Genomic DNA, 13,845 nt, shown 5'->3' with positions numbered 1-13,845 from the left:
AATTTTAAGACTCAAGCCCCATTATAAAATAGCACTAAGGACTCACCCATGAGCGATAATCAACAAAATCCTAAAAAAGATGTCAACGTCTCTCAAATATCGTTAGGCAATGACAAAATTAAAGGCAAAAAAACCGACATTCAAAATCCTGAGTTATGGGATTTTCCGATGAATTACCCGATGAGCATTATCGGTAATGAAGGTGAACACGAGACTTTGTTGAACGAAGTCAAACTCATTTTAGGCAGCCAGTTTCCTGATTTTGACTTAGCGTCTATGCAAGTCAAACCCTCAAAAACAGGACGCTTTCATTCTATACGGGTGAACTTATACTTAACGACTGCTGAGCAAGTCAATACCCTATATGCCTCACTTGATGCGGCTAAGACCGTACGCATTGTGATGTAACTTATGATAGGGTTGACAGTCTCTTACTGCCCTCTATCAAATCCTACTATCATAGGCGTAAATTCACTGAAGATAATGACAATCGTCACTCATTTGGGTGGCGATTTTTTGTGGTTTGATGTACAATCTGCGCCCGCATTCTTATTGTCATGACTGCTTTTATTAGTCAACAATTTACGAGAAAATAAAAAGCAAAGAGTGATTAGATTTTTACAAAAAATTTATTATTAAACTCATTTGCGTCTAACCCTTATGCCATCGTCCTTTGCCCAAATTCGGGCAACGTATAAGCCCTCAGCAACATAGTTTGCAGCTAAAATCAATATAGCATTTTCAAAATTTTCCCGCTATATTGTGTCCACCTATTAACAAACACGCTATATGTAGTGCTCAGTGATTTTAACCATCACCATGAGCCGTGGCAAGCTTTTGCCTCAAAAAAATACTCTATCATGAGCATATATATCGCGTTATAAAGCATGCTTGGCGTCCTTACACCGCGCGGCATCACTAATAAGTCATTCAGTAAATAACTATCAAGCAATCAACTTACGAGGTCAGCATGACACATATCGATAAAATCCAAGTAACCAAACGTGATGGACGTTTAGAGCCTATCGAGTTAGATAAAATTCACAAGGTTATCGAGTGGGCAGCTCACGGTTTAGATAATGTGTCGGTGTCACAAGTGGAGCTAAAATCACACATTCAGTTTTATGAAGGCATCAAAACATGTGATATTCATGAAACCATCATCAAGTCAGCTGCTGACCTTATCTCTGAAGATACGCCTGACTATCAGTATTTAGCCGCGCGCTTGGCCATCTTCCATTTACGTAAAATTGCTTATAATAAATTTACCCCACCGCACCTTTATGATCATGTCAAAAAGCTTACTGATGCCGGTAAATATGATCAGCATATTCTAGCCGATTATAGCCGTGCGGAATTTGATGAATTAGAAGAGTATCTAGATCACTGGCGCGATATGAATCTGGCTTATGCCGCTGTTGAGCAAATGGCAGGTAAATACCTCGTCCAAGATCGCGTTAGCAAAACCGTGTATGAAAGCCCACAGTTTTTGTACATGTTGGTTGGGATGTGCTTGTTTAGCCGTTACGAAAAATCAGAGCGTATGAACTATGTGAAGCGTTTCTATGATGCGACTTCAGAATTCAAAATCTCACTACCAACGCCTATCATGTCTGGTGTACGTACGCCATCGCGTCAGTTTAGCTCGTGCGTACTCATCGAATGTGGTGATAGCCTAGACTCAATCAACGCGACCACCAGCGCCATCGTACGCTATGTGTCACAGCGTGCTGGTATCGGCATCAACGCGGGTCGTATCCGCGCCCTTGGTAGCCCTATCCGTGGCGGCGAAGCACAGCACACTGGTTGTATCCCATTCTATAAATTGTTCCAAACTGCTGTTAAATGCTGCTCACAAGGTGGCGTACGTGGCGGTGCTGCGACTCTATTTTACCCATTATGGCATTTAGAAGTTGAGTCGCTCTTAGTATTGAAAAACAACCGTGGCGTCGAAGACAACCGTGTCCGTCATATGGATTATGGCGTACAGTTGAACAAAACCATGTATACCCGCCTCATCAAAGGTCAAGACATTTCGCTATTTTCACCAAGTGACACGCCGGGCTTGTATGATGCGTTCTTTGAAGATCAAGACAAGTTCGAAGAGCTATATACCAAGTACGAAAATGACCCTACTATTCGTAGCCGTCAAATCCCAGCAGCAGATTTGTTCAGCTTAATGATGCAAGAGCGTGCCAGCACGGGTCGTATCTACATCCAAAACGTTGACCATTGCAATACGCATAGCCCATTTGACCCGACTGTCGCCCCGATTCGTCAGTCAAACCTATGTATGGAAATCGCGCTACCGACTAAGCCACTTGATAACATCAATGACGAAGAAGGCGAAATCGCCCTTTGTACGCTATCAGCGGTCAACTTGGGTAAAGTCGAAAACGTCAGCGATATCGAAGAGCCAGCTGAGCTAATCGTCCGTGCGCTTGATGCCCTGCTCGACTATCAAGACTATCCAGTCAAAGCGGCTCAAAACGGTAGCATGCGTCGTCGTACGCTAGGTGTGGGCGTGATTAACTATGCGTATTACCTTGCTAAGAATGGCGTACGCTATTCAGACGACAGCGCAATTGGTCTGACGCATCAAACCTTTGAAGCATTGCAATTTTATCTCTTGAAAGCGTCAAACAAACTGGCAAAAGAGCAAGGCGCTTGCCCTGCGTTCAATGAGACGACGTACTCACAAGGTATCTTGCCGATTGATACGTACAAAAAAGACTTGGATAAAATCTGCCAAGAGCCGCTACATCTCGATTGGGAAACGCTACGTGGCGAGATCACTGAACACGGTCTGCGCAATTCTACCCTAACCGCCTTGATGCCGTCTGAGACCTCGAGTCAGATCGCCAACGCGACCAACGGTATCGAGCCACCACGCGGTCTGGTCTCTATCAAAGCGTCAAAAGATGGCATCTTGAAGCAAGTCGTGCCTGAGATTGATAAGCTGAAAAATCAGTATGAGCTACTATGGCAAATGCCAAACAATGACGGTTACCTAAAGTTGGTCGCTGTCATGCAGAAGTTCGTCGATCAAAGTATCTCTGCCAATACAAACTACGATCCCGTTCGTTATGAAGGTGGTCGTGTACCAATGAAGATATTGCTAAAAGATTTGCTAAATGCGTATAAGCTGGGTGTGAAGACGTTGTACTACCATAACACTCGTGATGGTGCGAACGATGCCCAAGCGGATATGGAAGATGATTGCGCTGGCGGTGCATGTAAGATTTGAGAACCGTTAAAAAATTGCACTGCAATTTTAGGTTCGCAAGAGAAATTCTTTAAATAGAATTTCTGACGGATGGCGGGTTTGGCTTTTGGGTTGAGCTCGCTGTTTACTATTTTAGAGAACAAAAGCGCGATACTCTTCTTGCTTTTGCTTTTTAAATGTATATACAAATAAATACTGATGTAGTAATCATTAAATAATATAAGAAATAAGGACATTTCTATGAAAAAGAATGTTTTAGTTAAGAAGCTAGTGAAAGAATTATCAGCTAATAATTTGGCGATTTTCGCAGGAGCAGGACTCTCAGTTGGAGCAGGTTATATTGACTGGAAAGGTTTATTGAAAGAATTAGCTGAAGAAATTGACCTAGACGTCGATAGAGAAGAACATGATCTAGTCTCTTTAGCTCAATACTATATAAATGAAAAAGGTGGTAGTAAACATACAATTAATGAACTTATTCTTAACGAATTTTCTCAAAAAGCTATTCTGACTGACAATCATAAAATATTAGCAAGACTCCCGATAGATACTTTCTGGACAACAAATTATGATCCTATGATTGAGAAAGCACTTGAGGACTCTGGAAAAATAGTTGATGTAAAACATAACACTGACCAACTACCTAATTCTATTAGAGGTAGAGATGCCGTAGTCTACAAGATGCACGGTGATGCTTCTGATTCAACTAATGCAGTACTTACAAAAGATGATTATGAGCAATACAATCTAAACCGAAATGGGTTCTTTACCGCGCTCAAAGGGGACTTGATAACAAAGAAATTCTTATTTATAGGGTTTAGCTTCTCTGATCCTAATATCGATTATATCCTGAGCCGTGTACGCCTATCACATGGCAACAATAAGCCAGAACATTATTGCATTCTAAAACATGTAGTAAAGATTGATAATGAAGAGCAAGCTGATTTTGAATATAGACAACGTAAACAACAGTTATTCATAGGTGATCTTAAGCGATTTGGTATACAAACAGTACTAATTGAAAAATACGAAGAAATTACTGAGATATTACTAGAAGTTGAAAAAGTTCAAAAGCAAAAAACTATTTTTATCTCTGGTGCTGCTGAAGATTATGCACCTTATTCTCAACTGGAAGTAGAAGTTTTTGTTTCTTCTTTAACGCAAGAAATTTTGAAGCTCGGCTATAGAGTTGTAACTGGTTTTGGGCTTGGTATTGGTAGCTCTGTAATCTCTGGTGCAGTGAAATACTTATTAGAGAATCGTTTAAAAATAAATGAAGATCATCTAGTCCTTCGACCCTTTCCTCAAAATGCAGAAGGAAAACAGTTGTGGACAGCATATCGAAAAGACATGATTAGCTATGCTGGTATATCAATTTTTCTTTTTGGTAATAAGCTTAATGAAAATGGTGAATTAGTTTTATCTAATGGAATACAGGAAGAGTTTGATATTTCAAACAATAACAGTAATTTTCTGCTACCGGTTGGTGGAACTGGATATATAGCAGAAAAACTTTGGAAAGACTTAACTGAAGACTCAAGAAATGAAAGTTTGGATATATTATCGCCAGATATAAATGACCTAAACACATTAAAACAAAATATATTAAAAATATTGAAGGAGATACAAAAGTGACTAGGAAAGTATTCTATAGTTTCCATTATGACAATGATGTATTCCGTGTACAGCAAATTAGAAATATCGGCATATTAGAAGGAAATCCTCCTACTACTGCTAACCAATGGGAACATCTGAAACAGAAAGGTGAAAAAGCAGTTCAAAAGTGGATTGACGATAATATTCATGGGAAAAGTTGCTTGATTGTACTGATTGGTGAGGAGACAGCATCACGTAAGTGGGTTCAATATGAAATTGTAAAAGCTTGGAATGACGGAAAAGGAGTTCTTGGCATTTACGTGCATAACTTGAAAGACCCAAATACTGGTATAGGAAAAAAAGGTTTAAATCCTTTTGACAAAATAAAGTTAGATAATGGAGAAAAGCTTTCAAAGTATGTGAGGTGCTTCAATCCAAGTTCAAATAATACATATAGTAATATAGCGAGCAAAATTGATGGCTTAATTGAAGAAGCTATTAATTTAAGATAACTTATATTTTTTTATAACAATTATAAGAAGAATACTATGTATAGAAGTATAGAGGTCACAGACTTTCATCTTTTTAATCCACCTGAAAATATTAGTGATTTTGATGTAATGTTATATAAATCTCGAAAAAAAGAAGCTTTAAATGACTTAAAGGATTATTTACTAATTGATGGTAGTAGTTTAGATGGTAGTGAAATACAAAAATATTTATTCCCTGATGACGACGTTGATATATTTTTATCTCACTCGCATAGTGATGCTGATGAAGCTATAAAACTAGCAATTGCTTTGGAAAGTAAAGGTTTGAAAGTTTTCATTGATTCATGCATTTGGGGCAATGCGTTTGATTTATTAAAAGTTATAGATGACCAGTATTGTCGTAATTTCGACGATAGTATGTATGACTATAATAAGAGAAATCATTCAACATCTCATGCATATATGATGCTGAATACTGCTTTACATAAAATGATAGATAGATGTGAGATTTTTCTATTCTTAGGTACACCGAACTCTATATCAGTAAAACATGGTATTGAAAATCAAGAATCGTTAAAATCACCATGGATTTTTTCGGAGCTTGCTTTTATACAACATGTTCGTAGAAAGAGTTCGTTAAAGTCTACATCTCTAACAGAAAGTTTAGAAAGCAGAGAAAAAATGGCAATGGACTCGCTAGAAGTTCATTACGATAAACCTAGACTAGATTATAAAATTGAAAGTTATGTGTTGGAAAATCTATTAGCAGGATACTACTCAGGAAGTAAACTGGTATTGCAACATTTATATAATCATTTAAGTAGCAGATTTAATTAGAAAGACCATCAATGCTATAACGAGGTCGTTTAGCCTCGACTATAGCGGTATCCTGCCAACGACGATGGCGATGCAGGCTGTGGCTGGACGTAGTATCGAGACAACAGGAATGCGGCAAGACACAATAGACTGCACGCCAGCGGCTAGGCAGATACAAGCGGTAGGCGGGATTAGCTACTTAAATAGTTAAAATAAATACAATAACAAATAAGACCTAATTCTTGTGCTAAAATTAGCCCTATATTTAGAGCGTAATATTAGCGGAGAATGAGTCATGCAACCAATATTTGCCACACAGACAGCCAGTATCTCAGAATTAAAGGCCAACCCATCGGCACTGATTAAACAGTCAGATGGTGAGTCCATTGCTATCTTAAACCACAACAAACCCGTGGCTTACTTAGTCTCAACAGACGTCTTTGAGCGCATGATGGAAGCGATGGACGATATGGCACTCAGCCAAACCGTTAGCGCACGATTAAATGATGGGCAGATACCGATAAAGGTAACGTTGGATGACTTATAGCCTTGAGTTTCACCCGTTAGCGTTAAAAGAATGGAAAAAGATAGCGCCAAGTATCCAGCAGCAGTTTAAGAAAAAATTACAGCAGCGATTGTCAAACCCTCATGTGCCTGCGTCAAAACTCACAGGACATACCGATACTTATAAAATCAAATTACGCACCGTAGGGTATCGTCTGGTATATACCGTAAAAGACGACGTGGTGGTGGTTTATGTATTGGCAGTTGGCAAAAGAGAAAACAACAAAGTGTATGACAATCTAGCGACGCGTCAGCCATGATGAAGCTAAGATATTGAGACAGTTATCATAAAAGGCGTCCAGCGCTATCATAGAGATATAGAAACACACAAACAATAAAAACGACGGAGGTCATGTGCAATATACCGCAATCATCAAAGACGGTGGTTTGTTTATCCCAAACGTATTTTCAGACCTAAACGATGGTGGCTCGCATATCGTACAAGTAGAAGTCGACATCGCAGACGTCCGTGAGCAATTAGGCGAAGGCACAGCAGTAAAACCAGAAGTACTAAAGAAAGACGCCGCAAAAGTACCGAAAAAACCAGTAAAGAGAGCGACCAAAAAAGACGTACAGAAAGAAATGCAGCAACTATCAGATGATGATGGCTTGAGTGCGCTGCGTAAGAGTGCGATCGATGAATTGGAAGGTTTGGATGATAGCGAGCTGAGTGAGATGTTTAAAGCGTATATGAATGATGGACAGACGCCAGAACAGATATCTTTAGAGCACTTGTAATATAATCCAATCAAACCAAATCTAGTCAAAACCCTATAACTTAATAACCCTATCAATGATAAAGGCAGTCCCATGACTTATTCGATTTTTTCCCAAACGCCAAACAATGCGCTAACAGAGCCGATGTTTTTTGGTAATCCGGTCAACGTGGCGCGTTACGACCAACAAAAGCACCCTATCTTTGAGCAATTGATTGAAAAGCAGCTGTCGTTCTTTTGGCGTCCAGAAGAAGTCGATGTCTCACGTGATCGTATGGATTATGGCAATCTGTCGTCACATGAGCAGCATATCTTTATCAGTAACCTAAAGTATCAAACGCTACTCGACTCTATTCAAGGTCGTAGCCCAAACGTCGTGCTATTGCCACTGGTATCGATTCCTGAGCTTGAGACATGGATTGAGACGTGGACATTTTCTGAGACCATTCACTCGCGCAGCTATACCCATATCATTCGTAATATTATTAATGACCCTGCTATCGTCTTTGATGACATCATGCAAAACGAGCACATCCTAGGGCGCGCGGCGGACATCGCTAAGTATTATGATGATTTGTATTACAGCTCATCGCTATATAACCTATATGGTGCAGGCACGCATACGATCAATGGTAAGCAAATTACCATCGATTTAAAATCACTGAAAAAGCAGCTTTATTTGTGCTTGATGGCAGTCAATGTCCTAGAAGCCATTCGCTTTTATGTGTCGTTTGCTTGCTCATTTGCCTTTGCTGAGCGTAAGCTGATGGAAGGTAATGCTAAGATTATTAAGCTCATTGCTCGTGATGAGGCGCTACATTTAACGGGCACGCAGCATATCCTAAATCTCATGCGTATCGGTCGTGATGATCCAGAGATGGTCGATATTGCCAAAGAATGCTATGAAGAAAGCATCGAGATCTTCCGCAAAGCGGCTGAGCAAGAAAAAGAATGGGCAGGATATCTGTTCAAAGACGGTTCAATGATTGGGCTGAATAAAGACATTCTGTGCCAATATATCGAATACATCACCAATTTACGTATGGAAGCGGTTGGCTTACCAGTCGCATTCCCGAACTCTAAATCAAATCCGATTCCGTGGATTAACACGTGGTTGTCGTCTGACAACGTACAAGTTGCCCCGCAAGAAACAGAGATTAGCTCGTACTTGGTCGGTCAGATTGATTCAGACTTATCAGACAGCGATTTTGATGATTTTGAGTTATAGAAGATAGTTTTTCAAGATTGAGCTTTTAATATAGTCGATTCATCATAGAATAAGTGTAGTGCTGCTAGGATAAGTTTTGCGCAGCCTCTGTCTGCATAGGCACAGCAAGCAAGTAAAATTTATCCCAGTAGCACGTTATAATAATTGTACTTATTTTATTTAGGATTGACCATATTATAAAAAGATAGGATAAAACTATGACTTGGGTAATGACGAGTAAGAAGCAATTTTACTTGCATGATGACGAAAGCTTGCTTGATGGATTGCTACGCACCGGACATGATATCAATTATCAATGTAAGGAAGGCTATTGTGGCAGCTGTCGCATCAAGCGTATCGCCAGCTCACACGTTATTGATTATCCTTTTGAGCCGCTTGCTATGATTGAAAAAGATGAAATCCTACCTTGCTGCTGTAGAGTACAAGGCGTGATTTATGTCAATCATGAGCTGATAGAAAAGTAGCTGCTAAATCAATAAATTACTAACCATTCGATCAATCAAAACTTATTAAAAAAGCGCGCTATCTTATAGATAGCGCGCTTTTTGTTATTACTCTTAGAGATCAGAGATTCGATAAAAACCCTTTTTATAAAGGTGCACCATCTCTTTCGAACAGTAATAAAAGCTCTTCACGCATGCGGTCACGCTCGGCTTCGGACATCATAGGGATATCTTGTTCTGGAGCTTGTAGGCTTGGCGGCTGATTACCCCCAAGCGTTTCATCTTGAATCACCACAGGAACGGTGACTGGCTCTTCAACTGGACGCTCCTCTAGCAATATCTTCACTTGCGCATTTTTACCTTGACGTAAGATTTGAGCATGCAGCGTGGTATTAGGTGCTTTACGAGCGACATACTGAATCAAGGTATTGGCATCAGTCATCTCAACCCCATCAATGGTCAAAACAATATCGCCAACCTTCAGACCGCTCTTAGCAGCTGGGCTCTTAGGAACCACGTTAAGCACTTCTACGCCTGTTGACGATTCGAGCTGTGTGGGATCTCTCAGCTGTGATTGTATCTCAATACCCAGCCAACCACGACTGACCTTGCCATCTTTGATCAGAGCATTCATCACTTGCTCAACGATAGCGGTGGGAATAGCAAATCCAATACCCATAGAGCCACCAGAGCGTGAGTAGATGGCAGTATTGATACCAATCAGCTCACCACGTGCATCAACCAATGCGCCGCCCGAGTTACCGGGATTTATAGCCGCATCAGTCTGAATAAAGTCTTCAAACTTATTGACGCCAAGCCCTGTACGTCCCGTCGCTGAAATAATACCTTGGGTAACGGTTTGACCGACACCAAAGGGATTACCAATCGCTAGTGCTACATCGCCTACCAGCGTCGGTTTTTCACGAAAGCCCAACGGTGTAAGCCCAGTCATATCGACTTTAATCACTGCCAAATCACTATCTGGGTCTGTGCCAATTAATTTTGCACGGCTTTTACGACCATCATTAAAAGCAACGGTAATTTCATCAGCTTTTTCGATCACATGCGCATTGGTGACGATATAACCATCATCCGACACGATAACGCCTGAACCTAGGTTGGTATTGCCTTGCTCTTCTGACGGTGCGCCATGATATTCAAAAAACCGGCGCAACACCGGATCGTTCATATAAGGATGTTCTGCCATCGTCTGCGTGGTATAGATATTGACCACAGATTGGGAGGCTCGAGCCACACCATTATGATAAGAGGCGATAGGCGTTGGTGAGTCCGATACCGGCTCGGAAGCTTGCTGCTCAGCAGGTGTGGTCTTTGGCGGCTCCCATTTTGCCTCCGATGCTGTCTTCATACTCGCAAATAACCAAATAAAGGCGGCTGTGACCAATATCAGTAAAATCCAAGGTAACCACCTTAAGAGACCAGCCTTGTTCTTGGCATTCGGGGATGACGACATATAAAAACCTCTATAATTTCACATAGACAATCGGTATTAAGGCATATCAGGCGTACGCCTTGATATAAGGCACTTTCACATGTGTAAATTATAGCTGTCCTCATAATACAATGGTAGCGCATCGTGTACCGTTTCAGTTATTGGGCTTGTCTATTCTTTTGCCGCATCATGTTAAAATGGTGATTACGAGAAATAATTCATTATTTATAAATACTTGAGCTATTGCAATTATTAATTGAAATTTTTATAAGGGAATACTATGAGTACGCACGATGTCTTAATCACATCATCAAATACTATCATTACTGCACAATCCTTAACTGAATTTTGCGATGATTACTTATCAGCGACTGCGTTCAAAGATTATGCACCGAATGGTTTACAAGTAGATGGCGGGCAACCTATTCAGCGTATTGTCACTGGTGTGACTGCCTGTGAAGCATTGATTGATGCTGCCATTGCAGATAATGCTGATGCGATTATGGTGCATCATGGCTATTTTTGGAAAGGTGAACCTGCCCCATTGACTGGTATGAAAGGTCAGCGTATTCGCAAGCTTATGCAACATGGTATCTCCTTGATCGGCTATCACCTACCACTCGATGCCCATCCCGTCATTGGTAACAATGCCACATTGGCGGCGGCGTTAGACATGACCATCATCGGAGCATTGTATCCTGCTGAGACACATCCGGTTGGTAATATTGCTACTTGTATACCGCAGACGGCTCAAAGCCTTATCGCTCAAATTACTCAAGCATTGGGGCGCATGCCATTACATATTGCCGCTGAGTATAACGTCGATACTCATAGCAGTAATAAGTTAATTGAACGGATTGGTATCTGTACGGGCGGCGCACAAGATATGATTGAGCAAGCATCATTAATGTGCTGTGATGCGTTTATTTCTGGTGAAATATCAGAGCGTACCACTCATATTGCCCGTGAGCTTGGTATTGACTATTTTGCTTGCGGACATCATGCGACAGAACGCGGCGGCATTGAAGCATTAGGTAGGATTGTTGCTCAGCAGTTTAACTTATCAGTGACATTTATCGATATCGACAATCCTGCTTAAGCAGCAGAAACTTATTTTTCTCCTAAAAAAGACAGGTAAGCAGATTTTTGCTTACCTGTCTCTTCTATTTTGGCCAGTAACAGAACAAACTTATATTCATTAAATCGAAATTATGCGACAGAAAACAGGCTAAATTATTACCGTCTATAGTGCTATTGTTAAGTTTTATCGCAATTTTCTTAACCACACTTGAATAATCAGATGAATATCTGCATATTACTATCTGTAGAAAGAATGTCTTGTCATGAGACTCCCCATTATTACAGCTTCCGGTTATGGCACTAAAATGATGATTGAGGTCTAAAATTCTATTATTTTTACTTTTTTAATAGGGCTGTAGATAGCAATCAATATAATATCACCTCGGCTTATACATTCTTGAGTAAGGTGATATTTCCTATTTTAGTGTTGCAGTAGCGGTACAGCAAACTGCTTGATGGTTTTTTAACCATTGGCTTTTATTGATCAGTCTTTATTTACCAGACAGATTAACTTGCTTGTCTTTATTGCTGGATAAACGGTATGAGTGACCATTTACTCTCAACATAGTCAGAGTATTTAATTATCCATACCAGCGTAACAACTCTGAGCATATCCTGCTCACGCCACGTTTTTCCAATAATTTATTCATGACCTTACCGATGTTTTAAAGTGTCTTTTAAATAATGTCGTTTAAATAGTTCGAATCATAGCCAAGTCTATCATTGATGAAGGAATCATCTGATTTAGCGCCTTTGCGGTGTTTTGCAGCCTTTTTTTAGCAATCAGGTATTAAAGTGCTTTTTTATGCTTTTACACCCTTTGCTATAAGGTTGCCAGTTGAGACTGTACGGCTATATTTAAACGAGATGCTATGAGATTTATATGCTCAATAAGTATGTAAATTTTATAGTATTTAAAATGCACTGCTATTTATGCTGCTGATATTGGCATAAATGAGCACGTATTTTTATGGTAAGTAGGATGGCTAAAATTAGGAGACATCCATGCAGCGAATTACTTATCGTGCGAAAGCATCTGCGCGAGGGGCTAAACGCCGTATCTCATATATATTGCGTCCATCTAAACGCTTGCTAAACACCGAAAGTAACATCGTTCCAGCTATTGCATCTATCAAAGTGACTCGTTTCGCCAAAACCAAGAAATTGGCGCAAATCTCAAGCATCGCCCTACTCTCACTCCCTGCTGAGAGTCTGACGACCATGAATAACCAAGTACCAGCTTATGACCATGTTATGCTGGAGAAGACCTTGACCATCGCTGCTGTTCCAGGCGATAGCACTTATTTTGCGACCGATGGCTTCCAACATGGATTTGGTTACGACTTAGTGCGTAACTATGCTGATGAGCTTGGGGTAAAAGTCACTCTCAAAGCTTATGCTGATGAGGAAGCTGCGCTAAGAGCATTACAATCAGGCGATGCAGATATGGCATTGACCACGGCCAGCACTCAATTAAAAAGCCAGCTGAATTTGTCTTCTGTTAATGTCAGCTGTGGTTATGATGCCAGCTTGACCAAAAATGGCTTGCATCCTAAAGTAAGCTGGACGTTTAATTCTGCCAATGATCCATTGTCACAAAAAGCCAGCTATTTTTTATGTGATAGCATCAAGCTTGATAATACTCAAAAGCTAGCCGCCTTTTATAATCAAGACTTATTAAAAGATGCCTATAGTCAAGACCATTTCAAGACCACACTGACAGAAAAGCTGCCTGATTATCAGTCTTCGTTTGAAGAACAAGCGCGCAACTACAATCATGATTGGGAGCTTTTGGTTGCCATGGGTTATCAAGAGTCGCACTTGGATGCCAATGCCGTCTCTCCGACCGGAGTACGCGGCATTATGATGCTGACTAATAATACGGCAAAGGCAATGGGCGTCTCAGACCGTGTTGACCCTTACCAAAGTATCGGCGGCGGTGCTCGTTACTTGGAGCAAATGAAAACTGATTTTGCCGATGTACCAAAGACGGATCGTATTTGGTTTGCGCTTGCGGCTTATAATATGGGACCAAACGCTGTTAAAGGTATTCAGCGTAAATTGAGTGCCAAAGGTATCGATGATAAAAGTTGGGCAAATATATATGCCTATCTGTCTGATAATAAAGCGTCAAATAGCCGCTATGGTCAAGCCATGCATTATGTGAGCAATATCAGAAGCTATCTTGAAACAATAAAAACCGCGACGGTTTGATCAGATATTGATAATTGA

The 13,845-nt window shown here is 40.5% G+C and carries 13 protein-coding genes; 12 read left to right on the top strand and 1 reads right to left on the bottom strand.

Going from position 1 to position 13,845, the window contains the following annotated elements; genetic code table 11:
- Positions 1-48 precede the first annotated feature (48 nt).
- From PSYCG_RS05605 to yfaE, 10 genes are all read left to right on the top strand, one after another.
- Entirely contained in the window at positions 49-408 is a 360-nt protein-coding gene (locus tag PSYCG_RS05605; protein ID WP_011513459.1) for a YbeD family protein, read from the top strand.
- A 562-nt stretch (positions 409-970) separates the two neighbouring features.
- Positions 971-3,247, top strand: a complete 2,277-nt coding sequence (gene nrdA / locus PSYCG_RS05600) for a class 1a ribonucleoside-diphosphate reductase subunit alpha (RefSeq protein ID WP_020443326.1) — start codon at positions 971-973, stop codon at positions 3,245-3,247.
- 219 nt (positions 3,248-3,466) lie between these two features.
- Positions 3,467-4,861: an SIR2 family protein gene (locus PSYCG_RS05595; RefSeq protein ID WP_020443325.1), complete on the top strand. Its 1,395-nt coding sequence runs from the start codon at positions 3,467-3,469 to the stop codon at positions 4,859-4,861.
- Positions 4,858-5,334, top strand: coding sequence for a TIR domain-containing protein (locus PSYCG_RS05590; RefSeq protein WP_020443324.1), 477 nt, complete (start codon positions 4,858-4,860; stop codon positions 5,332-5,334). The genes PSYCG_RS05595 and PSYCG_RS05590 overlap by 4 nt, the downstream gene beginning before the upstream one ends.
- A 36-nt stretch (positions 5,335-5,370) precedes the next feature.
- Positions 5,371-6,150, top strand: a complete 780-nt coding sequence (locus PSYCG_RS13115; protein WP_020443323.1) for a toll/interleukin-1 receptor domain-containing protein — start codon at positions 5,371-5,373, stop codon at positions 6,148-6,150.
- A 274-nt stretch (positions 6,151-6,424) separates the two neighbouring features.
- Positions 6,425-6,676, top strand: coding sequence for a type II toxin-antitoxin system Phd/YefM family antitoxin (locus PSYCG_RS05580; RefSeq protein WP_020443322.1), 252 nt, complete (start codon positions 6,425-6,427; stop codon positions 6,674-6,676).
- Positions 6,666-6,953 (top strand): type II toxin-antitoxin system RelE family toxin, encoded by a 288-nt coding sequence (locus PSYCG_RS05575; RefSeq protein WP_020443321.1) that lies wholly within the window; start codon positions 6,666-6,668, stop codon positions 6,951-6,953. Before PSYCG_RS05580 ends, PSYCG_RS05575 begins: the two co-directional genes overlap by 11 nt.
- A gap of 94 nt (positions 6,954-7,047) precedes the next feature.
- On the top strand, positions 7,048-7,431 hold the full coding sequence (locus tag PSYCG_RS05570; RefSeq protein WP_020443320.1) for a hypothetical protein: 384 nt from the start codon (positions 7,048-7,050) through the stop codon (positions 7,429-7,431).
- A gap of 72 nt (positions 7,432-7,503) precedes the next feature.
- On the top strand, positions 7,504-8,637 hold the full coding sequence (nrdB, locus tag PSYCG_RS05565) for a class Ia ribonucleoside-diphosphate reductase subunit beta (RefSeq protein ID WP_020443319.1): 1,134 nt from the start codon (positions 7,504-7,506) through the stop codon (positions 8,635-8,637).
- 197 nt (positions 8,638-8,834) lie between these two features.
- Positions 8,835-9,101: a class I ribonucleotide reductase maintenance protein YfaE gene (gene yfaE, locus PSYCG_RS05560; RefSeq protein WP_011513453.1), complete on the top strand. Its 267-nt coding sequence runs from the start codon at positions 8,835-8,837 to the stop codon at positions 9,099-9,101.
- 124 nt (positions 9,102-9,225) lie between these two features.
- Here the strand turns inward: yfaE and PSYCG_RS05555 are convergent, their stop codons facing one another.
- On the bottom strand, positions 9,226-10,554 hold the full coding sequence (locus PSYCG_RS05555; RefSeq protein WP_020443318.1) for a S1C family serine protease: 1,329 nt from the start codon (positions 10,552-10,554) through the stop codon (positions 9,226-9,228).
- Positions 10,555-10,813: 259 nt separating this feature from the next.
- Here PSYCG_RS05555 and PSYCG_RS05550 point away from each other — a divergent pair, with 259 nt between their 5' ends.
- Positions 10,814-11,632, top strand: a complete 819-nt coding sequence (locus PSYCG_RS05550; RefSeq protein ID WP_020443317.1) for a Nif3-like dinuclear metal center hexameric protein — start codon at positions 10,814-10,816, stop codon at positions 11,630-11,632.
- 986 nt (positions 11,633-12,618) lie between these two features.
- Positions 12,619-13,827: a transglycosylase SLT domain-containing protein gene (locus PSYCG_RS05545; protein WP_020443316.1), complete on the top strand. Its 1,209-nt coding sequence runs from the start codon at positions 12,619-12,621 to the stop codon at positions 13,825-13,827.
- Positions 13,828-13,845: the final 18 nt, after the last annotated feature.

This window comes from Psychrobacter sp. G, assembly GCF_000418305.1.
In the GTDB taxonomy this organism is placed as follows: domain Bacteria; phylum Pseudomonadota; class Gammaproteobacteria; order Pseudomonadales; family Moraxellaceae; genus Psychrobacter; species Psychrobacter cryohalolentis.
Note: the sequence above shows the minus strand (reverse complement) of the source record. Positions and strands in the feature narration are given on the sequence as shown.

Coding starts and splice junctions, on each gene's coding strand:
- PSYCG_RS05605 (WP_011513459.1), top strand. CDS start 49: ATGAGCGATAATCAACAAAATCCTAAAAAAGATGTCAACGTCTCTCAA.
- nrdA (WP_020443326.1), top strand. CDS start 971: ATGACACATATCGATAAAATCCAAGTAACCAAACGTGATGGACGTTTA.
- PSYCG_RS05595 (WP_020443325.1), top strand. CDS start 3,467: ATGAAAAAGAATGTTTTAGTTAAGAAGCTAGTGAAAGAATTATCAGCT.
- PSYCG_RS13115 (WP_020443323.1), top strand. CDS start 5,371: ATGTATAGAAGTATAGAGGTCACAGACTTTCATCTTTTTAATCCACCT.
- PSYCG_RS05580 (WP_020443322.1), top strand. CDS start 6,425: ATGCAACCAATATTTGCCACACAGACAGCCAGTATCTCAGAATTAAAG.
- PSYCG_RS05575 (WP_020443321.1), top strand. CDS start 6,666: ATGACTTATAGCCTTGAGTTTCACCCGTTAGCGTTAAAAGAATGGAAA.
- nrdB (WP_020443319.1), top strand. CDS start 7,504: ATGACTTATTCGATTTTTTCCCAAACGCCAAACAATGCGCTAACAGAG.
- yfaE (WP_011513453.1), top strand. CDS start 8,835: ATGACTTGGGTAATGACGAGTAAGAAGCAATTTTACTTGCATGATGAC.
- PSYCG_RS05555 (WP_020443318.1), bottom strand. CDS start 10,554: ATGTCGTCATCCCCGAATGCCAAGAACAAGGCTGGTCTCTTAAGGTGG.
- PSYCG_RS05550 (WP_020443317.1), top strand. CDS start 10,814: ATGAGTACGCACGATGTCTTAATCACATCATCAAATACTATCATTACT.
- PSYCG_RS05545 (WP_020443316.1), top strand. CDS start 12,619: ATGCAGCGAATTACTTATCGTGCGAAAGCATCTGCGCGAGGGGCTAAA.